We start from the raw sequence: 25,935 nt of genomic DNA, 5'->3' as shown, positions 1-25,935 counted from the left end.
GGTGGTCACTCCTCCCCCAGGATCTGCGGCACCTTGAAACGCTGCTGCTCCTGGGCCGGGGCGCCGGAGAGCGCCTGCTCGGGGGTGAGCGAGGGACGGACCTCGTCCGGCCGCATGACGTTCGTCAGCGGGAGCGGGTGCGAGGTCGGCGGTACGTCTTGGTCGGCGACCTCGCTGACGCGGGCGACCGCGCCGATGATGTCGTCCAGCTGTCCCGCGAAGTGGTCGAGTTCTTCGGGCTTCAGCTCCAGACGCGCCAGCCGGGCGAGGTGGGCGACCTCCTCGCGCGTGATGCCAGGCATGCAGCGATCCTCTGGGGTGAGTGTGTGTGGTTTGGAGCCAATCCTATGGGGCGGGGCCCCGTGCCCGTGAAACGGTTGACCGGGGCCCGTGCTCACTGGTGCCTTCGCTCCCAGGCCTCGCTCCTGAGGAAGTGGTTGTCGTACCGCTCCTGCACCTCCAGGATGCTCTCCGGGGCGGCCTCGCCGAGGCGGATCCGCTGGAGGTGGCGGAAGTACTCGAAGCGCTCGATGCCCGGGGCGAAGACGATCAGGATGTCGGCAGGGCTGCCGGGGTCGGCGGCGAAGGCGTGCGGCCGGTCCGGCGGGACGACGACCAGGTCGCCGCGCCGGACGGTGACCACGTCGTCGCCGGACAGCAGCTCGGCCTCGCCGTCGAGCAGGAAGAACATCTCGGCCGAGTGGTGGTGCAGGTGCGGACGGGCTCCGTCGGCGCCCTCCGTCAGGGTGACGCGCACGGTGGACAGCGCGCCCCCGCTGGCGCTGTTGTCGGCGAGCAGCTTGACGGTGACGGGCGCCTGACCGACCACCTCGGCCTCCGCGTCCCGGACCAGCACGGTCTCGTCGAACTTCGGCACGAACAGCGACATGATGCGCCTCCCCTTGTGGGATGCGGAAAGACTGACGCAGCGCTATCGACGGGTCCACGAGCGGTACGAGTGCCACACAGACCATGAACCACGCCTCGGCACGAGCACCGACGGCGGCCGGCAGGACCAGGTCCGGCAGCCGCGCCCGGCGCCGGCCCGCCCGCTACGACGCGAGGGCGGAGACGTTCTGGGCGGGGTCGCACGGATGGGTGACGCCGTTGAGGAGCGGGCGAGTGGAGAACTACTCGCCGGCCGGCAGCGCGGCACGCGGCCTCTGCCACCCCCGGGACCCCCGCGCCCGCAACCACGCCGTGGTCTCCTCGGGCGGCATCGCCGCAGCGACCAGCCACCCCTGCACGGCATCACACCCCAGATCCCGCAACCGCTCCCACGTCTCGTCGTCCTCCACACCCTCGGCCACGACCAGCAGCCCCAGAGAATGAGCGAGATCGACGGTGCACCGCACGATCTCCGCATCCTCCGCATCGACAGCCAGCCGCGCCACGAACGACCGGTCGATCTTCAGCTCGCTCACCGGCAGTCGCCGCAGATGCACCAGCGACGAATATCCCGTGCCGAAGTCGTCCAGCGACATCTTCACGCCGTGCCCGGTCAGACCCGCCAGGGTGTCCGCGGCCCGCTGCGGATCCTCCAGCAGCACATGCTCGGTTATCTCCAGCTGCAAGGCCCCCGCAGGCACCCCGTGCCGGGCCAGCCGCGCGGCGACCGACCCCGCGAACCCGGGCGTGTGGACGTCACGCGGGGAGACGTTGACGGCGACCGGGACCCGCAGCCCCTGCGCGCGCCACTTGGCGACCTGGCCGAGCGCGGTTTCGAGGACGTACTCCGTCAGATGGGGCATCAGGCCGGAGGACTCGGCGATCGCTATGAACTCGTCCGGCGGTACCTTGCCCCGCTCGGGATGCACCCAGCGGACCAGCGCCTCCAGGCCGGCGACCTGACCGTCGAAGCGGACCTTGGGCTGGTAGTGCAGCTGTACCTCGTGCGCGTCCAGCGCCCGGCGCAGATCGCCCAGCAGACCGAGCCGGTCCGGGGTGTTGGAGTCCCGCTTGGACTCGTACACCTCCACGCCCGTACGGTCCCTTTTCGCCTGGTACATCGCCACATCCGCCCGCCGCAGCAGCCCTTCGGCGTCCAGGGCGTGGTCGGGGAAGACGGCGACGCCGGCGCTGGCCTCCAGGACGAGGGTGAGCCCGTCGAGGTCCAGCGGGGAGCTGAGCGCGACGACCAGGCCGCGGGCCACGCGCGTGGCCGATGTGGTGGAGTCGGCGACGGGCAGTAACACGGCGAACTCGTCACCGCCGAGCCGCGCGGCCTCCGCTCCGCGCGGCAGGGCGAGCCGCAGCCGGTCGGCGATCTGCAGCAGCAGCCGGTCACCGGCGAGATGACCGAGGGTGTCGTTCACCGACCGGAAACGGTCGAGGTCGATCAGCATGAGAGCGGAACGGGCGCCGATGCGTTCGGCGTCGTCGAGGGCCGTCCAGATCCGCTCCAGCAGCCACTGCCGATTGGGCAGGCCGGTCAGCGGGTCGCGCAGTTGCTCCTCGGCACGCGCGCGGGCCATCCACAGGCTGGAGTCGAGGGCGATCAGGGGGATGGCGAACAGCGGCAGCAGGATCGGCTGGGACTCGGCGACGACGCACAGCAAAGGTGCGATGCCGAGCAGCGCGACGGCGACCAGACCCTGTCTGACCAGGGCGGTGCGGGCCACGGTGGGCACCTTGCCGTTGCGCGGGGCGTACAGGTACCACTGCAGGCCACGGCTGACCGCGAGGTAGGCGACCGCGACGAGCACGACCTCGGGGGCGGTGGCGATGCTCCAGGTGTCCGGCCGCCAGGGCGTCTCGACGCTCGGGACCCGGCCGAACGCGCCGAGCAGCAGTGCGCCCGCGGCGATGCCGAGGAGGTCCACCGCGCCGTGCAGCACGCCCTGCCGCCAGCGGTGACGCCGGGCGATGCCGACCAGGACGACGACGGTGAGGCTGACCATGCCGGCGGGCACCCAGCCGTAGAGCAGCAGGACGGCGAGGGTGAGGGCGGCGCCGGAGCCGGTGCCGCCCCACCAGCGGGCGCGGCCCAGCATGACGAGGTGGCCGACGATGACGCCGGTGAGCAGGGCCAGCGACCAGCCGAGCGTGCCGCACGGGAAGAGGGCGTGGTGGCCGCTGAAGGCGCGGTAGAAGCCGGCGCCGAGGACGAACGCGGCGGCGGCCACGACGGCCGCAGGCAGCGCGGGCCAGGACAGGTGCCGTTCGGTGTCGGTGTCGCTGCCTGTGCCGGTCAGGCCGGGGGCGGGCTCGATGGCCAGGGGTATCGGCGGGTGGGCGTCGGTGGCGGTGCCCGGTCCGGCCGCGCGGGCCTGACCGCCCGAACGCCCGTGCCCCCGCCCCGTCCACCGGGTCCCCCGCCAGGTGCCCACGCGACGGCGCAGGCGCAGCCGTGAGTCGGGGGCGACGCTCTCGGTCGGTTCCATTCCCGTCCCTCTCACAGCCGGCGGTGCCCACGCCACGCGGCCCGATGTCCGACACCCATCAGCAGCTCCGCGTTGAAGAAACCTTCCCCGCGCCCTGAGAGCGCACGGGGATGCCCCAACCGCAGCTGGGCACGGCAGGTGCACACCTCAACAGTAGGCCGCGGAAGGCTTCCACGGGCACCGGTCGTCGACGGTTGCCCGAATGCGCCCGGGCCACCCGTATGCAACTGATATGCGCCGAACGGGTGGCCTTCAACCGCTACTCCCCGGTCGGAAGCGCGACTTCGGCCGCCGCGTCCGGACCCTGCTCCAAGAGGACCCCGAAACCGTCCTCGTTCAGAACCGGAACCTTCAGTTGCATGGCCTTGTCGTACTTCGACCCCGGGTTGTCCCCCACGACGACGAACGAGGTCTTCTTCGACACCGATCCGGTCACCTTCGCGCCCCGGCTCTGCAACGCCTCCTTGGCACCGTCCCGGGTGAAGTTCTCCAGCGTGCCGGTGACGACGACGGTGAGCCCCTCCAGCGGGCGCGGGCCCTCGTCCTCGCCGGTCGAGGCGTCCTCCAGCGGGACTCCGGCGGCCTTCCACTTGCGGACGATCTCGCGGTGCCAGTCCTCGGCGAACCACTCCTTGAGCGCGGCGGCGATGGTCGGGCCGACGCCGTCGGTGGTCGCCAGCTCCAGCTCGGTGGCCTGTTCGATGCGGTCGATGGAGCGGAACTCGCGGGCGAGGGCCTGAGCGGCGACCGGTCCGACATGCCGGATGGACAGGCCGTTCAGGAAGCGGGCCAGCGGACGGGACTTGGCCGCCTCGATGTTCTCCAGCAGCGCCAGGGTGTTCTTCTTGGGCTCGCCCTTCTGGTTGGCGAAGACCGTGACGACCTTCTCCTCGCCCGTCCTGGGGTCCCGCTTGGGCAGACCGCTGTCGGGGTCGAGGACATAGGCCTTGATGGGCAGCAGCTTCTCCACCGTCAGGTCGAACAGGTCGCCCTCGTCCACCAGCGGCGGGTCGGCCGGCTCCAGCGGGCGGGTGAGCGCGGCGGCGGCCACCGCGCCGAAGTGCTCGATGTCCAGGCACTCGCGGCCCGCGAGATAGGAGACACGCTCGCGCAACTGGGCCGGGCAGGTACGGCCGTTGGGGCAGCGCAGGTCGACGTCGCCCTCCTTCATGGGCCTCAGCGGTGTGCCGCACTCGGGGCACTCGCTCGGCATCACGAACTCCCGCTCGCTGCCGTCCCTGAGGTCGACCACCGGGCCGAGGATCTCCGGGATGACGTCACCGGCCTTGCGCAGCACGACCGTGTCCCCGATGAGGACGCCCTTGGCCTTGACGACCTCCTGGTTGTGCAGGGTGGCGAACTCCACCTCGCTGCCGGCGACCGTGACCGGCTCGACCTGGGCGTACGGCGTGACACGGCCGGTGCGGCCGACGCCCACCTTGATGTCGACGAGCTTGGTGTTGACCTCTTCCGGCGCGTACTTGTAGGCGATCGCCCAGCGCGGCGCCCGCGCGGTGGAGCCGAGGCGGCCCTGCAGCCGGATCTCGTCCAGCTTGACGACGACACCGTCGATCTCATGCTCCACGGAGTGGCGGTTCTCGCCGTAGTGGGCGATGAACTCGCGTACGCCGTCGAGGCCGTCGACCACGCGGTTGTGCGGGGAGGTGGGCAGGCCCCAGGTCTTGAGCAGGTCGTAGGCCTGGGAGAGACGGGTCATGCCCGTGAAGCCCTCCAGGGCGCCGATGCCGTGGACGACCATATGCAGCGGGCGGGTGGCGGTGACCCGCGGGTCCTTCTGGCGCAGGGAACCGGCGGCGGCGTTGCGGGGGTTGGCGAACGGCTTGTCACCGGCCGCGACCAGGCGTTCGTTCAGTTCGAGGAACTTCTCCATCGGGAAGTAGACCTCGCCGCGGATCTCCACGAGGTCCGGGATGTCGTCGCCCTTGAGACGGTCCGGGATCTCCGCGATCGTGCGGACGTTCGGCGTGATGTCCTCGCCGGTGCGGCCGTCGCCGCGGGTCGCCGCGCGCGTGAGCCGGCCGTTCTCGTACGTCAGGTTGACCGCGAGGCCGTCCACCTTCAGCTCGCACAGGAAGTGGTAGCCCTGGTCGCCGAGTTCGCGCGCGATGCGCTCGGCCCAGGCGGCCAGCTCGTCGTCGTTGAAGGTGTTGTCGAGCGACAGCATCCGCTGGCGGTGCTCGACCGCGGTGAACTCCGTCGCGTACGACCCCGCGACCTTCTGGGTCGGCGAGTCCGGGGTGCGCAGCTCCGGGTACTCCTCCTCCAGGGCCTCCAGAGTCTTCAGGAGCTTGTCGAACTCCGCGTCGCTGATGACGGGAGCGTCCTTCACGTAGTACCGGAAGCGGTGCTCCTCGATCTGCTCAGCGAGCTGCGCGTGCTTGTCACGTGCCTCGGCGGGCACTGCCGTCTCCGCCTGCTGCTTGTCGCCGGCCACCGTGTCGTCCTCCCGTTACTCTGGGTTGTCCGCGAGGGATCTCGCCGCCCGGACGCAGTGGGCGAGCGCCTGCCGTGCGTAGGCGGGGGCGGCCCCCGCCAGACCGCACGCCGGGGTGACCGTGACGGCCTCCGCGAGCAGCCCCGGGTGCAGACCCAGCCTGCGCCACAGCGTCCTGACACCCATGACGCTACCGGCAGGGTCTGACAATGGCCCTTGAGTCCCGCTCACGACACCGGTGAACAGCCGGGTGCCGCCCTCGACGGCTTCGCCGATCGCGTCGTCGTCACGTTCGGTGAGCAGGGTGAAGTCGAAGGAGACCGCTGCGGCGCCGGCTCGCCGCAGCAGTGCGAACGGCACGTCGGGGGCGCAGGAGTGCACGACCACGGGCCCGCCGTCATGGGCCCCGACGACGTCGCGCAGGGTGGCCTCCACGACCTGCCGGTCCACGGCCCGGTGCGTGCGGTAGCCGCTGGCGGTGCGGACCTGTCCGCGCAGGACGGCGGTGAGGGAGGGTTCGTCGAGCTGGAGGACGAGGCGGGCGCCCGGTACGCGGCGTTGCACCTCGGCGAGGTGGAGGCGCAGCCCCTCGGTGAGGGAGGCGGCGAGGTCCCGGCAGGCACCGGCGTCGGAGAGGACGGCCTCGCCGTTCTTCAGTTCCAGCGCGGCGGCCAGCGTCCAGGGGCCGACCGCCTGCACCTTCAGGTCTCCCTCGTAGCCCTGGGTGAACTCCTCCAGGGCGTCCAGGTCCTCCCCCAGCCACGAGCGCGCCCGCTTGGTGTCCCGGCCCGGCCGGTCCCCGATCCGCCAGCCGCTGGGCTCCACGCGCGCGTACAGCTCGACGAGCATCCCTGCGGTACGGCCGATCATGTCGGCACCGGGTCCGCGCGCGGGCAGCTCGGGCAGGAAGGGAAAGTCCTCGAAGCTGCCGGTGACGGTCTTGGCGGCCTCGCGGGCGTCGTCACCGGGCATGGACCCGACACCGGTGGCCCCGGCGAACCTGAACTGGCTGTTTTCGCTCACCAGGGAAGCCTACGGAACCCTGCGGCCGGGGTCAGCGTCCCGGTCGCACCGTCAGGTCGTTGACCTCCGCGTCCCTCGGGAGATCCAGGGCCATGAGGATCGCCGTGGCGACCGACTCGGGGTCGATCCACCGGGAGGCGTCGTACTCCTTGCCCTCCTGCTGGTGGACCTTGGCCTGCATGGGGCTGGCCGTGCGGCCGGGGTAGACCGAGGTGACCCGTACGCCGTTCGCGTGCTCCTCCTGGCGCAGGGAGTCGGCGAGGGCCTTCAGGCCGTGCTTGGAGGCGGCGTACGCGGACCAGCCGGCGTGGGCGTTGAGTCCGGCGCCGGAGTTGACGAAGATCACATGGCCGCGGGCGGCGCGCAGCTGGGGCAGGAAGTGCCGGGTCAGCTCGGCGGGGGCGATGAGGTTGACGTTGAGCTGGTGGCGCCAGGACTTGGGGGTCAGGTCGCCGACCTCGCCCAGGTCGACGACGCCGGCGATGTGCAGCAAGGAGTCCACGCGGTCGGGGAGCGTCTGGTGGGAGAACGCCCAGGACAGCTTGTCCGGGTCCGCGAGGTCGCCGACGAGGGTGCGGGCGCCGGGGAACTCGGCCGCCAGTTCCTTCGCGCGGCCGGCGTCGCGCGCGTGCAGGACGAGTTCGTCCCCGCGCGCGTGCAGGCGGCGGGCGACGGCCGCGCCGATGCCGGACCCGGCACCGGTGATCACATGAGTAGCCATGCCCGCCATGCTCGCATCAGCCGTTGCCCAGTGACTCCTCCAGGTAGGCCAGCGCGCCGACCGGCTCCTCGGCGAAGAAGACCAGCTCGGACAGCGGGCGGGGCAGGAAACCCTCGGCCTCCATGCGGCGGAACTGCTGCTTCAGACCGTCGTAGAAGCCCTCGGTGTTCAGCAGCACGACCGGCTTCTCGGTGCGGCCGTGCTTCTTCAGCTCCAGGATCTCGGTGGCCTCGTCCAGCGTGCCGGTACCGCCCACCATGATCACCACCGCGTCGGCCTTCTCCAGCAGCAGCTTCTTCCGTTCGGCGAGGTCGGCGGCGACGATCATCTCGTCGGCGCCGGGCCGCGCCTTGTTCGCGAGGAACTCCACGGACACGCCCAGCAGCCTGCCGCCCGCCTCGTGCACCCCGTCGGCGACGACCTTCATCAGTCCGACGTCGGAGCCGCCCCACACCAGGGTGTGACCGGCCTTGCCGATCAGTTCCGCGAACTCGCGGGCGGGGCGCGTGTACCGCGCGTCGAGGTCGGCGGCGGACAGGAAGACGCAGATGTTCATGGCCCCTACCGTACGGCCCCTGCCGTACCGCCCCTGCCCCGTGGTCTCCGTCCCGCGGTTTCCGTCGTGCGCGGGAAGAAGCACGGACCCGCCGGTGCTGTCCCGGTATGAGCCAAGGACACACGATCACCATCGAACAGGGCGAGCAGCACGTGCGCGTGGTGCACGGCGACCAGGTGCTCGCGGAGACCGACCGGCCGCTGGTGCTGCGCGAGACGGGCTGTCCCGTGCGGTACTACATCCCCGCCGAGGACGTACGCGTCGATCTGCTGACCGCCTCCGACACGCACACCGTGTGCCCCTTCAAGGGCACGGCGTCCTACTGGTCGCTGCCGGACGCGCCCGATCTGGTCTGGGCGTACCCGGACCCGAAGCCGGACGTCGCCGCGATCAAGGATCACTTCTGCTTCTACGAAACCGACGTGTCGTGACCGATGAGCCGATGCCGGTGCGGCAGTCTGCACGGGCATGGACAAGAAGACGACTTCCCGCGACGGCACGTCCCTCGCGTACGAAGTGATCGGCCAGGGGCCCACGGTGATCCTGGTGAGCGGCGCCATGTCCACCGGGGGCACAGTGGCACCCCTGGCCCAGCGGCTCGCGGGCCGCTGCACGGCCGTCGTCTACGACCGCCGGGGCCGCGGCGAGAGCGGCGACACCAAGCCGTACGTCGTCGAGCGTGAAATCGAGGACCTGGCCGCACTGATCGACGCCGTGGGCGGCGAGGCGGCGCTCTTCGGGGTCTCCTCGGGCGGCGCGCTGGTGCTGGAGGCGCTGGCGAGCGGGCTGCCGGCCGCCCGGGCCGCCGTGTACGAGGTGCCGTACGCCGACTTCCTGCCGGGTGGCGCCGAGCGGGAGGCCACGTACAAGGATCAGCTGAACAAGGCGCTCGCGGAGGGCCGGCGCGGGGACGCGGTGGAGCTGTTCCTGCGGCTGACGGGCCTCGGCGAGGAGGTCATCCGGGGCGCCCGCCAGTCGCCGATGTGGGCCGGTATGGAGGCCGTCGCGCCGAGCCTCGCGTACGACGACGCGGTCATCGGCGACGGCCTGCTCCCCCGGGACCGGATCGCCGCGATCTCCGTGCCCGTGCTGGTGGTCGCGGGCGGGGCGAGCCCGGACTGGATGCGCGAGGCTGCCCGGGAGGTCTCCAGAGCGGTGCCCGAGGGTGCGTACCGCGAGCTGGAGGGCCAGACCCACATGGTGGAGCCGGATGTGCTCGGACCGGTGCTGGCCGATTTCCTGACGCAGTAGCGACGGCTACACCGCTGCGGCCGTCGCGCGCGTGGTCGTCGCGATCGTCGCCGAACCCACCACGCGCGTGCCGTCGTACAGGACGATCGCCTGGCCGGGGGCGACGCCGCGGACCGGCTCGGTGAAGGTCACGCGCAGCTCGCCGTCGACCGGTTCCGCGGTGACCTCGGTCTCGCCGCCGTGGGCGCGCAGCTGGGCGGTGTAGACGCCGGTGCCGGTGGGGGCGGTGCCGCACCAGCGGGGCTTGATCGCGGTGAGGGCGACGACGTCCAGGGCGGCGGCGGGGCCGACCGTGACGGTGTTGGTGACCGGGGAGATGTCGAGGACGTAGCGGGGCTTGCCGTCGGGGGCCGGAGTGCCGATGCGCAGGCCCTTGCGCTGGCCGATGGTGAAGCCGTACGCACCCTCGTGCGTGCCCAGCTTGGCGCCGGACTCGTCGACGATGTCGCCCTCCGCCTTGCCCAGCCGGTTCGCGAGGAAGCCCTGGGTGTCGCCGTCGGCGATGAAGCAGATGTCGTGCGAGTCGGGCTTCTTGGCCACCGCGAGGCCCCGGCGCTCGGCCTCCGCGCGGATCTCCTCCTTGGTGGTGACCGTGTCGCCGAGCGGGAACATCGCGTGGGCGAGCTGCTTCTCGTCCAGCACGCCGAGGACGTACGACTGGTCCTTCGCCATGTCGGAGGCGCGGTGCAGTTCACGGGAGCCGTCCTCGCGGACGACGACCTGGGCGTAGTGGCCGGTGCAGACCGCGTCGAAGCCGAGGGCGAGGGCCTTGTCCAGCAGCGCGGCGAACTTGATCTTCTCGTTGCAGCGCAGGCAGGGGTTGGGGGTGCGGCCGGCCTCGTACTCGGCGATGAAGTCCTCGACCACGTCCTCGCGGAAGCGGTCGGCGAGGTCCCAGACGTAGAAGGGGATGCCGATGACGTCGGCCGCGCGGCGGGCGTCCCGCGAATCCTCAATGGTGCAACAGCCCCGCGCGCCGGTCCGGAAGGACTGCGGGTTCGCGGAGAGCGCGAGGTGGACGCCGGTGACGTCATGGCCGGCTTCCGCGGCACGCGCGGCGGCTACGGCGGAGTCGACTCCACCGGACATGGCGGCGAGGACGCGGAGGGGGCGCTGCGGGGTCTCAGTCATAGCCCTTCCAGGGTACGGGGCGGCGGGAACCGGGGCCGCCGGACATCCGTTGACGATCACAGGGGGCGTACCGGGGTGCGAGCCGGGGTGTGGAACGGGTGCGGTACGGAGGCGGAAGGGGAGGGCATGAGCGACGCGGATCGGCGGCTGGGACGGCGGGCGCTGCTCGTCGGCGGTGCGGCGGCCGCCGTGGGCACGGCCGTGCTGGCCCGCGAGGAGCTGTCGCACCTGTGGTGGCGGCTGCCGGGGGTCGAGAAGCCCCGGGTGGCGGGTGCCGTGGACTTCCGGGGCGCGCGCTGGGTGCCGGCGTCCCCGGCCAACTACCGGCGGGCGGACCGGCCGGACGACTATTCCGTGGACCGGGTCGTCATCCATGTCACGCAGGGCGACTACGCGAGCGCGGTGAAGGTCTTCCAGGACCCGGCGCACGGTGCGGCGGCGCACTACATCGTGCGCAGGGACGGCCGGATCACCCAGCTGATTCGGGAGCTGGACGTGGCCTTCCACGCGGGCAACCGGGCGTACAACGAGCGCAGTATCGGCATCGAGCACGAGGGCTTCGTGGACGACGCCTCCTCCTTCACGGACGCCATGTACGCGTCCTCGGCGCGGCTGACGGCGGCGATATGCGGGCGGTACGGCATACCGGTGGACCGCGAGCACGTCATCGGGCACGTGGAGGTGCCGGGGACGGACCACACCGATCCGGGGCCGCACTGGGACTGGGAGAGATACCTGAAAAAAATCAAGACCTAGGCCCTTTTTTGTCCGGTAGGTGCGGTTCTATCCTGAATGTCAGACCTACGGGACGAGTGAGGGAGTTCAAGCGGAGTAGCCGACGTCAGCGAGAGATACATGATCTCTTCAACGAGAGGTACACCGTCTCCGCTGGTGCCGACATCGACGCTCGGGCTGAGAGGCCAGAAGGTCGCAAGGACTGGACCCGACGGCGACCCCCATCACCTGATCCGGACAATGCCGGCGAAGGGAACCCGCCTCGTAGGTCGCTTTCGCGTCCCGGGCGTTCGATCACGTGCCGGACATCCCGACGTCAGCTGAGACCGGCCGCGCGCGCCCGCTGAACCGCCGGGCCGATCGCCTTCGCGACCGCCTCGACGTCCGCCTCCGTGGAGGTGTGACCGAGGGAGAAACGCAGGGTGCCGCGGGCCAGGTCCGGGTCGGTGCCGGTGGCGAGCAGCACATGACTGGGCTGGGCGACGCCCGCGGTGCAGGCGGACCCGGTCGAGCACTCGATGCCCTGGGCGTCCAGCAGGAGCAGCAGGGAGTCGCCCTCGCAGCCGGGGAAGGTGAAGTGCGCGTTGGCCGGCAGGCGGCCCTCGGGGGCCGGGTCGCCGCCGAGGATCGCGTCCGGCACGGCCGTACGCACGGCGTCGATCAGCTGGTCCCGCAGGGCGCCGATCTCGCGGGCGAACCACGCGCGGCGCTCGGTGGCGAGCCGGCCGGCGACGGCGAAGGAGGCGACGGCGGGGACGTCGAGGGTGCCGGAGCGGACGTGCCGTTCCTGGCCGCCGCCGTGCAGGACGGGTACGGGGGTGTGGTCACGGCCGAGCAGCAGCGCGCCGATGCCGTACGGGCCGCCGATCTTGTGCCCGGAGACGGTCATCGCGGCGAGGCCGGAGGCGGCGAAGTCGACCGGGACCTGACCGAGGGCCTGCACGGCGTCGGCATGCATCGGGATGCCGAACTCGGCGGCCACTTCGGCGAGTTCACGGACCGGCAGGATGGTGCCGATCTCGTTGTTGGCCCACATCACGGTGACCAGGGCGACGTCGTGGGGGTTGCGGGCGACGGCCTCGCGCAGGGCCTCGGGGTGGACACGGCCGTAGGTGTCGACGGGGAGGTACTCGACCGTCGCACCCTCGTGTTCGCCGAGCCAGTGGACGGCGTCGAGTACGGCGTGGTGTTCGACGGGGCTGGCCAGGACGCGGGTGCGGGCCGGGTCGGCGGCGCGGCGGGACCAGTACAGGCCTTTGACGGCGAGGTTGTCCGCCTCGGTGCCGCCCGAGGTGAAGACGACCTCGCTGGGGCGGGCGCCGAGCGCTTCCGCGAGGGTTTCGCGGGACTCCTCGACCGTGCGGCGTGCCTGGCGGCCGGATGCGTGGAGGGACGAGGCGTTGCCCGTGATGCTCAACTGGGCGGTCAGGGCCTCTGCCGCCTCCGGGAGCATGGGGGTTGTCGCGGCGTGGTCGAGGTAAGCCATGGTGCCCTGATTCTACGGCCCCCTTGCCGCTCGCCTCGGCCGTGAGGCCGCCCCGGACTGGAGCGTCTTGCGTCGGCTGCACCGGGGCTTGGTGACGAGATGCCCGGCACAGTCGGCCGTGCCCACCCGTTCCGCCGTGCGGAACGACTGCCCACGGCAGGACGGCGTGGGGAGCGCGGCGGCCGGCTGCGACCCGGTGCGGGCGGCGGAACGACGCCCGTCGCCTGCGGCGGTCAGGCGTTGGCGGACGGGGTCACAGGCTCCACGAGAGCGTGTGGGACAGCTGCATCGCGATCACCAGGACCGCCAGGTCGGCTGCGCCCAGGGCGAGGCCCAGCCAGGCTCGGCCGCGGCGGGTGGTGCCGCGCCAGAGGGACACCGCGGCCAGGGCGATGGCGATCGGGCCGAGGAAGATGTTGAGGACGAGCAGGCCGAGAAGGCCGAGGATGAAGGACGCCACGGCCATGCCGTCGGCATCACGGGCGGCCGGCCGGGTGTCGTCGCGGCTCGTGACCGGTGCGGTGAGTTGCATGGTGCTCAGCTCCTGGAAGTCGTGGTGGACGGTCCGTGGAGGACGGTCAGTTGGCCGGCGTACGGCGCCGGCGGCCGACGCGCTCGCGGATCGCGAAGACGGCGAGCCAGACGGCGATGACCGCGGCGACGGCGGCGGTGACGGTCAGCGGCGCGTGGGCGACGGTGCCCAGCACGACACCGAGCAGCATGAGTGCGGCGACGAGGAACAGCATGGGATCGGATCCCCCCTCCTAGATACCTCGTACAGGGCCGGTGTGAAGTTTCGGTGAACAGTTGTAGTAACAGTTGTTCACTGACTTCTACTCTAGCGCGTTCCACGGCTTTCCAATTCCGGAGAACAGTTGTTAACTGGATGACATGAGTCACACCCTCGGCATCCGGCAGGCCCAGAAACAGAAGACCCGGCAGGCGTTCCTCGACGCGGCGCTCGCGCTGCTGGAGGAGCAGAGCCTGAGCAGCCTGGGCCTGCGCGAGGTCACCCGGGCCGTCGGCGTTGCCCCGACCGCCTTCTACCGGCACTTCCGCTCGACCGCCGACCTGGGCGTGGCGCTGGTCGACGAGGCACTGGGCAGCCTGCACCCGATGGTGCGGACGACGGTGTCCACGACGGGCGACAGCGAGGAACGCATCACGCGCGCCATCGAGTTGATCGCCCGCCATGTAGACGCGTACCCCGCACATGTCCGGTTTATCGCCCGGGAACGACATGGCGGGGTACAGCCGGTGCGGGAGGCGATCCGGGCCCAACTGGTCCGTTTCGCCGAGGAGGTGAAGGCCGAGCTGGCCAAGGACACCGAGGCCGCGGGCTGGAAGGACGACGACCTGCTGATGCTCGCGCATCTCTACGTCGACCAGATGCTCATCACCGCCTCCCTGTTCCTGGAAGCACTGGAATCCCCGGCGGAGGAGCGGGAGCGCGTCGCGCAGCTCGCCACCCGGCAGCTGCGGCTCATCAGCATCGGCCGCAGCCACTGGACGGACTGAGAGGCGGTGCATTCCTGTCCGTCGGCGGTCAATTCCGGGCCCCGCCCTCCTCGTACAGGGCCGTGACGGAACGAGCCGCCGCCAGCAGTTCGGCGCGGGCCTCGGGCGGGTCCAGCAGCTCCACCTGGTCGGAGAACCCGAGGAGTTGGCGGACCGCGCGCAGCACCGGGTAGGTCAGCCGGGCGGTGACCCACTCGCTCTCGCCGTCGTCGTCCGGCACCGCCGTCAGCTGGGCGGCGGCCACCCGCTGGAACATGTCGAGCCGCTCGCGCCGGACCCGTACGGTGACCTCGATCCCGCCCTGCCCCTCCTCCACCTGACGCCGCAACGCCTCCCAGGCGTCGGCGAGTTCGACCCCGGGCCGGCGCCGTACCGGCTCGTCCAGCGGGCGGGCGGAGCGGATCCGGTCGGCCCGGAACAGCCGCGGCTCCCCGCGCCGGTCGGCGACCAGGTACCAGACCCCGGCCTTGGCGACCAGGCCGTACGGGTCCACGGTGTACGTCCGCGGCTCCCGCGCCCCGCTGTGCCGGTAGTGCAGCTTCAGGCGCCGGTCGGAGAACACCGCGTCCTGGAGCACCTCCAGGTCGACGGACTGCTGGGGGCCGCTCATCCAGCGGGTGGCGTCGACCAGGATGCGGCGGCTGGTCACCTCGGCGGCGGGCCGGTGCGGCGCCGGGAGCGCGGCCATCACCTTGCGCAGGGCGGAGCCGAGGGCCGCGTCGAGCCCGAGCGCGGCGTGCGCGCCCTGGGCGGCCAGGATGAACAGGGCGCGGGACTCGTCGGCGGTCAGTCCGGTGACGTCGGTGCGGAAACCGGCGAGGAGTTCGATGCCGCCGTGCCGGCCGCGCTCGGCGTACACCGGGACGCCGGAGGCCGACAGGGCCTCGACGTCCCGGTAGATGGTGCGGACCGACACCTCCAGCCGGTCGGCGAGTTCGTGCGCGGGGACACGGCCCCGGGTCTGCAGGAGCAACAGGATCGACAAGAGCCGGTCGGACTTCACGGGCCCAGAATCCCGCCCGGACGGATTCCCGCGCAAATGTTGACGGCGGGTGTCAGGTTATCGCGCCATCCTCGGCGCACCGACCTACCGAGAGGCACACCATGACCACCAGCACGAGCAGCGAGTTCATCGACCCGCGCCCCTTCTACGCCCGCGCCACCGACCAGGCGGCGGCCCTGATCAGGACCGTACGGCCGGACCAGCTCGACGGTCCCACGCCGTGTACCGAGTTCGACGTACGGGCCCTGCTGAGCCACATCGTCGGCGGCACCCGGCGGATCGCCGTGGTCGGCGAGGGCGGCGACGGACTCGCCGTGCAGCCCGTCGCCGACGGTGTCGAGGACGACGGCTGGGCGGCGGCCTACGACGAGGTGCGCGTCCGGGTGCTGAAGGCCTGGGAGAGCGACGAGCGGATGACGGCCCCGGTGCGGGTGCCGTGGGGTGAGGTACCGGGCCACGCGGCGCTCTCGGGCTATGTGATGGAGATCGTGACGCACACCTGGGACCTCGCCGAGGCCCTCGGGCACCCGCACCGGCTCGACCCGGAACTGGCCCGGTTCGCGCTCACCACCGCCCGCCAGGTGCTGCCCGACTCCCGCCCCCGCGACGAGGACACCCCCTTCGACACCCGCCGCCCCACACCCGAGGGCGCCGATCTCTACGAGCAGCTGGCCGCCTGGCTCGGCCGCGCCCCGCTCAGCCGCGCCTGACGCCCGCCACCACAGCGGGCCGGACCCACAACCGCCCCGACCGCCCGCACCGCAGGCTTTTCTCCGGCCGGGCCCCACCGGGCCATTCAGCCGAGCCCTGACCGCAGCGCCCCCTCGGACCGGAGGCCACCGCTCGGCCGAACCCGGACCACAGCCGTCCCGCCGGCCGGAGGCCTCCGCTCAGCCGAGCCCGACCCGGGCCAGCTGGCGGGACTGGGCGACCAGGTTGCCCTCGCTGTCCCAGACCTCGGCGTCCTCCTCCAGGAAGCCGCCGGCCAGGTTGCGGGTGGTGATGGACACCCGCAGCGGGCCGGGGGCGGGACGGCGGCGGACGTGGACGGTGAGTTCGACCGTGGGCACCCAGCCCTTCAGGCCGAGCTCGAAGGCCGTGGGCGGCAGGGCGTCCACCGCCAGCAGCAGCGACAGCGGGTCGGCGTCACGGCCGTCGGCCAGCCCGAACCAGGCGCGCATCTCTCCCTTGCCGGAGGGCGCGCCAAGCGCCCAGCCCAGGGTCGAGGGGTCCAGCTTGAGCATCAGGCGGTCGGCGATCGACGAGCCGCCCTCGATCGGCGTCCCACCCGACGGCAGTCGGACGTCGGAGGGAGCGTCCTCCGGGCCGAAGCACTGGTCGAGGGGCGGGATCGCGGGCGGGGCGGCGGTCGTGCGGACGTCGTCGGGGAGGGTGGCGAGGTCGCCGTAGGAGGCGAGGACGCGGATGCGTTCGACCTCGTTGCCCTCGTCGTCGTACTGGAGGAGGGAGGCCTGGCCCGTGGAGAGGGTGCGGCCCGTGCGGACCGTTTGCGTGCGGACGACCGCCGGGCCGGGCCGGGAGGCGGTCAGGTAGTACGCGGAGACGGTGAAGGGGTCCGGGTGCGGAAGGGTGTCCGAGAGGGCCCGGCCGAGCACAGCCAGCAGGTAGCCGCCGTTCACGGCGTCGAAGATCGTCCAGCCGGCCGAGAGGTCGATGTCATAGACACCGGGCTCGCGTCGGGTGACCGCCGTGTCGCGGTCGAACTCGCTGTCGCCGATCACGGCCTGTGCGGCGGGGGCGGAAGCTGCTTCTGACATGGATGAACGGTACAATAGGAAACTACTAAGCGGTAGCTTTTCGAGTCACCTATCAGGGCACCCGAGGGCCCCGGATCCGTCTGCCGGGTGAGGTTCCGGCAATTTCTCGGTAAGTGTGCCGACTCGTCCACAACCTTGGAGGCCTGATTTCCATCTATGGGGGCATGAGCCTCACCGGGACTCCGTTCCTCTACACGACCATTGTGCTGGCCGTGGTTGCACTGATACTGCCGCTCGTGCTGTGGTCGCGAGTGCGCGGGCCCAAGCCCCTGCGTGCCGCCGCCCGCGTGCTGATGCTGCTGTTCGCCCAAGGCACCGCCGTCGCACTGATCTTCGTTCTGGTCAACAACCAGAACAACCTGTACGACAACTGGGCCGATCTGCTCGGCACCGGCAACCACGTCCAGCAGGCCCGGGACCTGGGCCGGGACGGCACCGGCGGCATAGCGGTGAAACGGTTGCCCAAGGTCAAGCAGACCTTCACCGCAGCCTCCGGACCCGGGATGAGTGCGGCCGGCGGGGTGCGCATCACCCAGCTCAAGGGCCGGGTCTCGGGTGTGAACGCCGAGGTCTACGTCTGGCTGCCGCCGCAGTACAACGACCCCGCCTACCGCCACAAGAAGTTCCCGGTGGTGGAGGTGCTGCCGGGCTACCCCGGTTCGGCGAAGGCCTGGTTCGGTTCCATGAGGGCGCACGAGCAGCTGCTGCCGATGATGCAGAGCGGCCAGGTGGCGCCCTTCATCATGGTCGCCCCGCGCACCAACCTGCTGGCCGGCGTGGACACCGGCTGCGCGAACATCCCCGGTCAGGTCAACGCCGACACCTGGCTCAGCATCGACGTGCCGAAGATGGTCATGGACAACTTCCGTGCCCAGCCGGCGCCGCAGGGCTGGGCCGTGGCCGGTTACTCCGCAGGCGCCCACTGCGCGGTCAAGCTGGCCGTGGCGCACCCGGACCGGTACCGGGCCGGGGTGAGCCTGTCCGGCTACAACGACCCGATCGGCGAGCGCAACTCCCTCGCGGCGCAGAACCCAACCCTGCGGGCCCAGAACAACCCCTATCTGATCCTGAAGAAGGCGGCCGTGCCGCCCCGGATCGCGCTCTACGTCTCCGGCGAGTCCCGCGACGGCTACGAGGCGGGCTTGGCGCTGGAGTCCGTCGCCAAGGCACCGACCACCGTGCACGTGGTATTCCTGCCGCGCAGCGCGGGCGGCCACAACATGGCGCTGTGGCGGCCCCAGGTCGGCGCGGTGTTCCGCTGGCTGACCCTGCAGATGGGCCAGAACCACGCCAAGGGGCAGGACCGCTCTCTCGGTGGGACCACGGGTTCTCCCACCGGGAACGCCGCCGGAACCACCGGCACTACTCCTCAGTCACCGTCGAACGGCGGTTCCACGCGCGCGGAGCTCGCCAGTGGAACCGCATCGCGAGCAGGCGCAGCACAAAAGCGGTGACGGCCGCGAGCCCACTGGTGAGGGGGGTCAGGGCGTCATAGCGCAGGCACAGCACCACCATGGTGGAGCCCACGATCGCTGGGACCGCGTACAGATCGCGGTCCCAGCGCAGTAGTGAGGGCACCTCGTTGGCGAGCACATCGCGCAGCACACCGCCGCCGACCGCGGTGGCGAGACCCAGGGTCGCCGACGCGGTCAGGTTGAGGCCGTAGCTGTACGCCTTGGTCGTCCCGCTGACGCAGAACAGGCCGAGGCCGGCCGCGTCGAAGACCAGCACCGCCGCCTGGATGCGTTCCACGTGCGGATGCAGGAAGAAGACGACCAGCGCGGCGAACAGCGGGGTGAGGAAGTACCCGAGGTCGGTGAAGGCTGCCGGGGGCACGGCGCCGATGACCAGGTCGCGGAACAGCCCTCCGCCCAGCGCGGTGACCTCGGCGAGCACGGCGATGCCGAACACGTCGAAGTTCTTCCGGACGGCCAGCAGGGCGCCGGAGATCGCGAACACGAAGATGCCGATGACATCGAGCGTGTGCTGGACGGAGGGACTGAAGAGTTGCTGGAGCTGCACCCCGGTATTCTCACCTGCCGAAGGGCGTGAACCTTACAAAGCCAGGCTCACAAGGCCGGTCTCCCTGTGGTGAACAGCCAGGTGTCGAACAGGTCGTCCAGCTTCTGCCCGCTGACGCGCTCGGCGAGGCGGATGAAGCCGGCGGTGTCCGCGTCGCCGTACCGGTGGAGCCTGGTCCAGGCGGGCAGCAGCCTGAAGAAGGCCTTGTCGCCGATGCGTTCGCGCAGTGCCTGGAGCGTCATCGCGCCGCGCTGGTAGACGGCGGAGGAGAACATCGTGTCGCGCTGCGGGTCGGCGACCTCGATCTGCCAGAAGCCGGAGTCCGCCGGACGGGCGTTGTAGGCGGCGAGGAAGGAGTCGTGGGCCGAGCGCGTGCCCTGGTGCTCCGCCCACAGCCACTGGGCGTAGCTGGCGAAGCCCTCGTTGAGCCAGATGTCCTTCCACCGGGCCACGCTCACCGAGTCGCCGAACCACTGGTGGGCCAACTCGTGCACGATGGTCGTCTCGCTGCGCACGGCCGAGTAGGCGGGCTTGCTCTGCACCTCCAGCGAGAACCCGGCCTCGGGCATGTCGTCGACGATCGCACCGGTCTCCTCGAACGGGTACGGCCCGAAGACGTGCGACCAGTAGTCGGTCGCGGCGGCGGTCACGGCGTACACGTCGACGCTGCTGCTGTTCTTCAGGACGGGATCGATCGCGACGTAGACCGGGATGCCGCCCGGGGTGCGGCCGGTGCGCACGTCGAACCTGCCGATGGTGGCGGTGGCGAGGTAGGTCGCCATCGGCTTCGACTCGCGCCAGTGGGTGTACGTCGAGCCGCCCTTGTCGTACGTCGACACGAGCCGGCCGTTGGAGACGCCGGTCAGGCCCTTCGGCGCCTTGATCCGGATGTCGTAGGTGGCTTTGTCGGAGGGGTGGTCGCTGGACGGGAACCAGGTGGAGGCGGCGTTGGGCTCACAGGCGACGAAGACACCGTCGGCGGTCTTCATCCAGCCGTACTTGGAGCCGAACACGATGGGCCCGCTGAGGGGCTGGGGTGTGCCGCCGTAGGTGACGGTGACCGTGAAGGTACGCCCGCGCGCCAGGCTTCGGCGGGGTGTGACCGTCACCTCGTCGCCGTCCCGCGTGAACTCGGCCCGTCTGCCGTTCACTTCGACCCTGGTGATCTGCAACTGCTGCAGGTCCAGGTCGAACGACGACAGGTTCTGCGTGGCGCGGGCGGTGAGGGTGGTACGGCCGTCAAGGCGGCCGGTGTCCGGGGCGTAGGCGATGTCGAGGCCGTAGTGCAGGGCGTCGAATCCGCCGTTGCCGAGGCGGGGGAAGTAGGGGTCACCGATGCCGGGGGCGCCCGGAGTGGGGGCGGGGGAAGCGCCGATGACGAGGAAGGAGGCCGCCGCGGTCGCGACGGCCCCCAGGCGTGCCGAACGGGAGAGTGCCATGGTCGTCCCTTTCGAGCGTGTACCGATCAGTGGTCGGACACGGACGACTCTGCACTCTCCCGTTCAGGCATGTGCATGACTTTGCCGGACTGTCATGCGCTACTTGTCGGTTGACTCCTGGGACTCGGTCCCGGAACCCGCGGCCGGCTCCTCGGAAGCCTCTGCAGAGGCCTCTTCGGCATCTGCCTCCTCGGCACCGGCCTCGGCGGACTCCTCGCCGCTTCCCTCGGCCAGCTCCGCCGCCACTGCCGCCGACGTCTCCGCCGACTCCGCGAGGACCTCGTCGGCGACCAGTTCCGCCGCCTCCTTCGCGGCGGTCAGCAGCACCGTGTCCTGCGGGGCCTGGTCCTCGAAGTTCTCCGGGTGGTGGCAGGCCACCCGCTGACCGGGCTGCAGCTCCAGCAGCGCCGGCTCGGTGGTCCGGCAGATCTCCGTCGCCTTCCAGCACCGGGTGTGGAACCGGCAGCCCGAGGGCGGCGCGATCGGCGAGGGCACGTCACCCTTGAGCAGGATGCGCTCGCTCTTCGCGTTCTTGCGCGCCGGGTCCGGGATCGGCACCGCCGACATCAGCGCCTTGGTGTACGGGTGCATCGGCGCCTTGTACAGCGAGTCCCGGTCGGCCAGTTCGACGATCTTGCCGAGGTACATCACCGCGATGCGGTCCGAGACGTGCCGGACGACCGAGAGGTCGTGCGCGATGATCACGTACGTCAGGCCGAGTTCCTCCTGGAGGTCGTCCATGAGGTTCACGACCTGCGCCTGGATCGACACGTCCAGCGCGGAGACCGGCTCGTCCGCGACGACGAGCTTCGGCTTCAGGGCGAGCGCGCGGGCGATGCCGATGCGCTGGCGCTGACCGCCGGAGAACTCGTGCGGATAGCGGTTGTAGTGCTCGGGGTTGAGACCGACCACCGACAGCAGCCGCTGCACTTCCTTCTTGATGCCGCCCTCGGGCTCGACGCCCTGGAGCCGGAAGGGGGCCCCGACGATCGTGCCGATGGTGTGGCGCGGGTTCAGCGACGAGTACGGGTCCTGGAAGATCATCTGCACGTCGCGGCGCAAGGGACGCATCCCGGTCACGCCGAGGTGCGTGATGTCCTTGCCCTCGAACTCGATGGTGCCGGCGGTCGGTTCGAGCAGCCGGGTGATCAGCCGGCCCATCGTCGACTTGCCGCAGCCCGACTCGCCCACGACACCGAGGGTCTCGCCGGAGCGCACCTCGAAGTCGATCCCGTCGACCGCGCGCACGGCGCCGACCTGCCGCTGGAGCAGGCCCTTCTTGATGGGGAAGTGCTTCTGCAGCCCGGTCACCTTGAGCAGGATCTCGCCGGGAGCGGCGTCCTTCGTGAGCGTGGCCGTACCGGCGGACTTCTCTTCCGCGCCGTCGCCCTGTGCGGGGATGCCCCCTGCTTTGTCCTCTGCGTTCTCACTCACAGCTTCGGCGCAATCTCTTCGGTCCAGATCCGTTCCCGCTGCTCCTGCGACATGTGGCAGGCGGCCCAGTGCTTGTCGCCGACCTCGGTCAGCTCGGGGCGGACCGTGCGGGTCAGGTTGTCCTTCGGGAGGTCCGCGTACGGGCAGCGCGGGTTGAAGGCGCAGCCGGACGGGATGTTGATCAGCGAGGGCGGGGAGCCCTTGACCGGGATCAGGCGCTCCTGCTGGTCGCGGTCCAGGCGCGGCATCGAGCCGAGCAGACCCCAGGTGTAGGGGTGGCGGGGCTCGTAGAACACCTTCTCGGCGGGACCGCGCTCGACGCAGCGGCCGCCGTACATCACCAGGATGTCGTCGGCGAGTTCGGCGACGACGCCCAGGTCGTGGGTGATGATGATGACCGCGGAGCCGAACTCCTTCTGCAGGTCGCGGATCAGGTCCAGGATCTGCGCCTGGACCGTCACGTCGAGCGCGGTGGTCGGCTCGTCCGCGATGAGCAGCTCGGGGTTGTTCACCAGGGACATGGCGATCATGGCGCGCTGGCGCATACCACCGGAGAACTCGTGCGGGTAGTTGTCCACCCGCTTGTCCGGCTGCGGGATGCCCACGCGGTCGAGCATCTCGACCGCACGACGCTTGGCGGTCTTCTTGTCGACGTCGTGGTGGATCCGGTAGGCCTCCACGATCTGCGCGCCGATCGTGTAGTACGGGTGCAGCGCCGACAGCGGATCCTGGAAGATCATCGCCATCTCGCGGCCACGCATCTTGCGCACGTGGTCGGGGTCGGCGGACAGCAGCTCGGTGCCGTTCAGCCAGATCTCGCCGGAGATCTGCGCCTTGCGCTTGCCGTACTGGCCGGCGGTGTGCAGGCCCATGATGCCGAGCGAGGTCACGGACTTGCCGGAACCCGACTCGCCCACGATGCCGAGGGTCTTGCCCTTCTCCAGCTTGAAGCTGAGCCCGTCGACGGACTTCACGAGGCCGTCGTCGGTCGGGAAGTGCACCTTCAGGTCGCGCACTTCGAGGAAGGAACTCGGCGCGGGCGAGGAGCTGGTGGGCTCGCCCACGGCCGCTCCGGTCTTGCTGAGTTCGGTCATGCGAGCCTCACTCGGGGGTCGATCACGGCGTACAGGATGTCCACCGCGAGGTTGGCGATGAGCACCGCGAGGGAGGTGATCAGGGTCACGCCCAGGATGATGGGCAGGTCCTGGTTCTTGATGGCGGTCAGCACCGCCTGGCCGAGGCCGGGGATGCTGAACGTGGTCTCGGTGAGGATCGCGCCGCCGATGAGGGCGCCGAGGTCCATGCCGAGCATGGTCAGGATCGGGGTCATCGTGGACCGCATGGCGTGCTTGCCGATGACGACCGGCTCCGTGAGGCCCTTGGCGCGGGCGGTACGGATGTAGTCCTCGCCGAGGATCTCCAGCATGGTGGCGCGGGTGATACGGGCGTACATCGCCGCGTACAGGAAGGCGAGGGTGACCCAGGGCAGGATCATGCTTCCGAAGTAGCCCGAGACGCTGTCGCCGAGCGGGATGTACTTGGGGCCGAACCAGTTCAGTCCGAAGACGAAGATCGCCGAGGCGAGCATGCCCGTGAAGTAGATCGGCAGGGACACGCCGCTGAGGGCGACGACCATCGCGCCGCGGTCCCAGATGCTGCCCCGCTTGAGGGCGGAGAGCACACCCGCCGCGACACCGAAGACCAGCCACAGCACGGCGGCACCGAGCGCGAGCCCCAGGGTCACCGGGAAGCGGTCGGTCAGCACCGGCCAGACGGCCTGCTCGCTGCGGAAGGAGTAGCCGAAGCACGGCGCGGCGCAGTGGGTGACGTCACCGCCGGCCGAGAAGGTGCGGCCGACGAAGATGCCCTTGAAGAAGTGCCAGACCTGGACGTAGATCGGGTCGCCCAGACCCAGCTTCTCGCGCACCGCCTCGACGGCGTGCGGGTCTGCCTGCTTGCCCACGAAGCTCGTGGCGATGTCCACGCCCGCCCACTTGGGGACGAGGAAGAAGATGCTGAAGACCACCAGGATGATGACCACCAGCATCACTGCGGCGGCGAACAGCCGCCTGATGAGGTAAGCGAGCACAGCTAACGGCCCGCCGCGGACCGCGGGCCCCCGGAGATCTTCCGGTGGGCCCGCGGCTCGCCGCGCCGGCCTTCACCTGCCTTTCGTGCCGTACGGCGGGTGTGCCGGGTTTACTTCGTGGACTTCAGGCCGAGGTTGACGAAGTCGTAGTAACCGCTGTACGCGTTCGTCGTGTACACGTTGGCCAGACGCGAGGAGCGGATGTTGAGCAGCCGCTCGAAGGTGAAGGGCAGGTAGTACGCGCCCTCCGAGACCTTGTGGTTGATCTCCGTGGCGAGCTGGGTCTTCTTCGAGTTGTCCAGCGTGGTGGTGTACTGGTCGAAGAGACCGTCGATCGTCTTGTCCTTGATCAGGGCGTAGTTGTTGTTACCGCTCTGCAGGATGTACTTGCTGCTCCACAGCGGGATGCCGTAGCCCTGGACGGTCGGGAAGTCCGGACCCCAGCCCATGATGATGATGCCGAGCTTCTTCTTCGCCACGTTCGAGGGCGAGCCGATGATGCCCGGGGACTGCGAGCCGTCGTACTGGTAGATGTCGGCGTTGATGCCGACCTTCTTCAGCGCGGCCTGCAGGGACTCGGCGGTGGCCACTTCCTGCGACTTGTTGTTGCGGACCGCGATGGTGGTGGAGAAGCCGTCCGCCTTGCCGCAGGCCTTCAGCTCCTGCTTGGCCAGGTCGGCGTTGCCGTTCTTGTTCTTGGTCGCGATCTGGTACGGGTCGTACTTCTGGCCCTCGCCACCGGCGACCGACGGCGGGAGCATGTTGGTGCCGATGTCACCACCGGCGATGGGGCCACCGCGGGCGGTCTGCAGCGACACGTGGTCGGCGGCGTAGATCACGGCCTTGCGGCAGTGGATGTTGTCGAACGGCTTGACGCTCTGCGGGAAGACCGCGTAGCGGATGAAGCCGGAGACCGGGTTGTCCAGGTTGTCCTTGTGCTGCTTCAGGGCGATCTGACGGCCCTGCGGGCCCAGGCCGGTCTGGCTGGCGTCCACGTCGTAGTCGCCGTTGAGCAGCTGCTGGTCGGAGTTGACCTGGTTGGTGGAGATGTCCAGGGTGATCTTGTCCGGGTACGCCTTGCGGACCGGGTCGGAGGACGCCTGCCACTTGTCGTTGCGGACCAGGACCAGGTTCTTGCCCGGGGCGTACGACTCGAACTTGTACGGACCCGAGGAGAACGGGTGCAGGCCGTACTTGGACTTGGTGTCCTTGTCCTGGCGGACCGGGGAGCCCGTGGTCATCGCCAGCGTCTGGAGGAAGTCCGAGTTGGGCGCAGGCAGGTGGAAGACGATCGTCTTCGCGTCCGGCGTCGAGATCGCCTTCAGGCCCAGGTGGTCCTTGGCGCTGTCCTTGTACGGACCCTTGTAGGTGTTCTTCGGGTCCAGCATCTGCTGGAGGTAGATCGGACCGCCGGACAGGACGTCCTGCGCCCAGACGCGCTCGATGCCGTACTTGACGTCCTGGGAGGTGATCGGCTTGCCGTCCTCCCAGGTGACGCCGTCACGCAGCGTGAAGGTGTAGGTCTTGCCGCCGTCCGAGACCTTGCCCATGTCGGTGGCGAGGTCCGGGGTGAGCGTGGCGCCCTCGGCACCGGGCGCGGTCTTGTAGGTGACCAGCTGACGGCTGTAGTAGCGCGAGAAGTCCCACATGAACCCGTAGTAGCCGCGCGTGGTGTCCCACGAGTCGGCGTCCTGCGTGCTCACGAACTTCAGCGTGCCGCCCTTCTTGACCTGGTCGGCCTGGGCAACCTTGTTGACCGCCGCGTTGAAGCCGGCCGCGCCGTCCTTCGAGCCGCCGCCGTTGCCTCCGCCGCACGCCGCCGTGGTCAGCAGCCCGGCGACCACTGCGGCAGCGGCAAGGGCCTGCTTGCGCCGCCCTGAGGTGCGTTGGGTGTTCACGATCTCGGATCCT

25 protein-coding genes are annotated in these 25,935 nt (G+C 70.4%); 6 read left to right on the top strand and 19 right to left on the bottom strand.

The window, feature by feature from the left end; translation table 11 throughout:
- Positions 1-5 precede the first annotated feature (5 nt).
- The 7 genes from gatC to ACIGXP_RS21835 all read right to left on the bottom strand — a co-directional run bounded on the left by gatC (position 6) and on the right by ACIGXP_RS21835 (position 8,138).
- A complete protein-coding gene (gatC, locus tag ACIGXP_RS21865; protein WP_004925108.1) occupies positions 6-302 on the bottom strand; it encodes an Asp-tRNA(Asn)/Glu-tRNA(Gln) amidotransferase subunit GatC in 297 nt (98 codons plus the stop codon).
- A 92-nt stretch (positions 303-394) separates the two neighbouring features.
- Positions 395-889: a cupin domain-containing protein gene (locus tag ACIGXP_RS21860; RefSeq protein WP_399770608.1), complete on the bottom strand. Its 495-nt coding sequence runs from the start codon at positions 887-889 to the stop codon at positions 395-397.
- Positions 890-1,130: 241 nt separating this feature from the next.
- Positions 1,131-3,383, bottom strand: coding sequence for a putative bifunctional diguanylate cyclase/phosphodiesterase (locus ACIGXP_RS21855; RefSeq protein WP_399770605.1), 2,253 nt, complete (start codon positions 3,381-3,383; stop codon positions 1,131-1,133).
- Positions 3,384-3,642: 259 nt separating this feature from the next.
- A complete protein-coding gene (gene ligA / locus ACIGXP_RS21850; RefSeq protein WP_399770602.1) occupies positions 3,643-5,838 on the bottom strand; it encodes an NAD-dependent DNA ligase LigA in 2,196 nt (731 codons plus the stop codon).
- Positions 5,839-5,853: 15 nt separating this feature from the next.
- Complete coding sequence (locus tag ACIGXP_RS21845; protein WP_399770599.1) at positions 5,854-6,861, bottom strand: methionine synthase; 1,008 nt, start codon at positions 6,859-6,861, stop codon at positions 5,854-5,856.
- A gap of 31 nt (positions 6,862-6,892) precedes the next feature.
- The gene (locus ACIGXP_RS21840; protein ID WP_363214602.1) at positions 6,893-7,591 is read right to left on the bottom strand and encodes an SDR family oxidoreductase; all 699 of its coding nucleotides are present in this window, start codon (positions 7,589-7,591) and stop codon (positions 6,893-6,895) included.
- A 7-nt stretch (positions 7,592-7,598) separates the two neighbouring features.
- Entirely contained in the window at positions 7,599-8,138 is a 540-nt protein-coding gene (locus tag ACIGXP_RS21835) for a TIGR00730 family Rossman fold protein (protein ID WP_399770596.1), read from the bottom strand.
- Between the two features lie 107 nt (positions 8,139-8,245).
- Between ACIGXP_RS21835 and ACIGXP_RS21830 the strand changes: the two genes are divergently transcribed.
- Both ACIGXP_RS21830 and ACIGXP_RS21825 read left to right on the top strand, forming a co-directional pair.
- Entirely contained in the window at positions 8,246-8,569 is a 324-nt protein-coding gene (locus tag ACIGXP_RS21830) for a DUF427 domain-containing protein (RefSeq protein ID WP_363214605.1), read from the top strand.
- Between the two features lie 37 nt (positions 8,570-8,606).
- Positions 8,607-9,389, top strand: coding sequence for an alpha/beta fold hydrolase (locus ACIGXP_RS21825; protein ID WP_399770593.1), 783 nt, complete (start codon positions 8,607-8,609; stop codon positions 9,387-9,389).
- Positions 9,390-9,395: 6 nt separating this feature from the next.
- Here ACIGXP_RS21825 and mnmA read toward each other — a convergent pair whose 3' ends face one another.
- Entirely contained in the window at positions 9,396-10,520 is a 1,125-nt protein-coding gene (gene mnmA, locus ACIGXP_RS21820) for a tRNA 2-thiouridine(34) synthase MnmA (protein WP_363214607.1), read from the bottom strand.
- Positions 10,521-10,646: 126 nt separating this feature from the next.
- Here mnmA and ACIGXP_RS21815 point away from each other — a divergent pair, with 126 nt between their 5' ends.
- Positions 10,647-11,276, top strand: coding sequence for an N-acetylmuramoyl-L-alanine amidase (locus ACIGXP_RS21815; RefSeq protein WP_399770590.1), 630 nt, complete (start codon positions 10,647-10,649; stop codon positions 11,274-11,276).
- Between the two features lie 295 nt (positions 11,277-11,571).
- Here ACIGXP_RS21815 and ACIGXP_RS21810 read toward each other — a convergent pair whose 3' ends face one another.
- From ACIGXP_RS21810 to ACIGXP_RS21800, 3 genes are all read right to left on the bottom strand, one after another.
- Positions 11,572-12,741: a cysteine desulfurase family protein gene (locus ACIGXP_RS21810; RefSeq protein ID WP_399770587.1), complete on the bottom strand. Its 1,170-nt coding sequence runs from the start codon at positions 12,739-12,741 to the stop codon at positions 11,572-11,574.
- 253 nt (positions 12,742-12,994) lie between these two features.
- Positions 12,995-13,273: a DUF4190 domain-containing protein gene (locus tag ACIGXP_RS21805; RefSeq protein ID WP_399770585.1), complete on the bottom strand. Its 279-nt coding sequence runs from the start codon at positions 13,271-13,273 to the stop codon at positions 12,995-12,997.
- Between the two features lie 46 nt (positions 13,274-13,319).
- On the bottom strand, positions 13,320-13,487 hold the full coding sequence (locus ACIGXP_RS21800; RefSeq protein WP_363214611.1) for a hypothetical protein: 168 nt from the start codon (positions 13,485-13,487) through the stop codon (positions 13,320-13,322).
- Between the two features lie 145 nt (positions 13,488-13,632).
- Between ACIGXP_RS21800 and ACIGXP_RS21795 the strand changes: the two genes are divergently transcribed.
- Positions 13,633-14,259: a TetR family transcriptional regulator gene (locus tag ACIGXP_RS21795; protein ID WP_363214612.1), complete on the top strand. Its 627-nt coding sequence runs from the start codon at positions 13,633-13,635 to the stop codon at positions 14,257-14,259.
- Positions 14,260-14,287: 28 nt separating this feature from the next.
- Here the strand turns inward: ACIGXP_RS21795 and ACIGXP_RS21790 are convergent, their stop codons facing one another.
- Entirely contained in the window at positions 14,288-15,262 is a 975-nt protein-coding gene (locus tag ACIGXP_RS21790; RefSeq protein ID WP_399770581.1) for a helix-turn-helix transcriptional regulator, read from the bottom strand.
- A 101-nt stretch (positions 15,263-15,363) separates the two neighbouring features.
- Here ACIGXP_RS21790 and ACIGXP_RS21785 point away from each other — a divergent pair, with 101 nt between their 5' ends.
- The gene (locus tag ACIGXP_RS21785) at positions 15,364-15,972 is read left to right on the top strand and encodes a TIGR03086 family metal-binding protein (protein WP_399770578.1); all 609 of its coding nucleotides are present in this window, start codon (positions 15,364-15,366) and stop codon (positions 15,970-15,972) included.
- 180 nt (positions 15,973-16,152) lie between these two features.
- Here the strand turns inward: ACIGXP_RS21785 and ACIGXP_RS21780 are convergent, their stop codons facing one another.
- A complete protein-coding gene (locus ACIGXP_RS21780; protein WP_399770575.1) occupies positions 16,153-17,040 on the bottom strand; it encodes a thioesterase family protein in 888 nt (295 codons plus the stop codon).
- A gap of 164 nt (positions 17,041-17,204) precedes the next feature.
- On the opposite strand from ACIGXP_RS21780, the gene ACIGXP_RS21775 reads away from it, so the two are divergent.
- Positions 17,205-18,494, top strand: coding sequence for an alpha/beta hydrolase-fold protein (locus ACIGXP_RS21775; protein WP_363214616.1), 1,290 nt, complete (start codon positions 17,205-17,207; stop codon positions 18,492-18,494).
- Here ACIGXP_RS21775 and ACIGXP_RS21770 read toward each other — a convergent pair.
- The 6 genes from ACIGXP_RS21770 to ACIGXP_RS21745 all read right to left on the bottom strand — a co-directional run bounded on the left by ACIGXP_RS21770 (position 18,403) and on the right by ACIGXP_RS21745 (position 25,922).
- Positions 18,403-19,062 (bottom strand): trimeric intracellular cation channel family protein, encoded by a 660-nt coding sequence (locus tag ACIGXP_RS21770; protein WP_363214617.1) that lies wholly within the window; start codon positions 19,060-19,062, stop codon positions 18,403-18,405. The genes ACIGXP_RS21775 and ACIGXP_RS21770 overlap by 92 nt on opposite strands.
- A 47-nt stretch (positions 19,063-19,109) precedes the next feature.
- Complete coding sequence (locus ACIGXP_RS21765; RefSeq protein ID WP_399770570.1) at positions 19,110-20,501, bottom strand: M1 family metallopeptidase; 1,392 nt, start codon at positions 20,499-20,501, stop codon at positions 19,110-19,112.
- Positions 20,502-20,600: 99 nt separating this feature from the next.
- Positions 20,601-21,935, bottom strand: coding sequence for an ABC transporter ATP-binding protein (locus tag ACIGXP_RS21760; RefSeq protein WP_399770567.1), 1,335 nt, complete (start codon positions 21,933-21,935; stop codon positions 20,601-20,603).
- The gene (locus tag ACIGXP_RS21755) at positions 21,932-23,029 is read right to left on the bottom strand and encodes an ABC transporter ATP-binding protein (RefSeq protein ID WP_363214619.1); all 1,098 of its coding nucleotides are present in this window, start codon (positions 23,027-23,029) and stop codon (positions 21,932-21,934) included. Before ACIGXP_RS21755 ends, ACIGXP_RS21760 begins: the two co-directional genes overlap by 4 nt.
- A complete protein-coding gene (locus ACIGXP_RS21750; protein WP_363214620.1) occupies positions 23,026-24,024 on the bottom strand; it encodes an ABC transporter permease in 999 nt (332 codons plus the stop codon). The genes ACIGXP_RS21755 and ACIGXP_RS21750 overlap by 4 nt, the downstream gene beginning before the upstream one ends.
- Positions 24,025-24,134: 110 nt before the next feature.
- A complete protein-coding gene (locus tag ACIGXP_RS21745; protein ID WP_399770563.1) occupies positions 24,135-25,922 on the bottom strand; it encodes an ABC transporter substrate-binding protein in 1,788 nt (595 codons plus the stop codon).
- Between the last annotated feature and the right edge of the window lie 13 nt (positions 25,923-25,935).

This window comes from Streptomyces sp. NPDC053069 (assembly GCF_044546895.1).
Taxonomy (GTDB): domain Bacteria; phylum Actinomycetota; class Actinomycetes; order Streptomycetales; family Streptomycetaceae; genus Streptomyces.
Note: the sequence above shows the minus strand (reverse complement) of the source record. Positions and strands in the feature narration are given on the sequence as shown.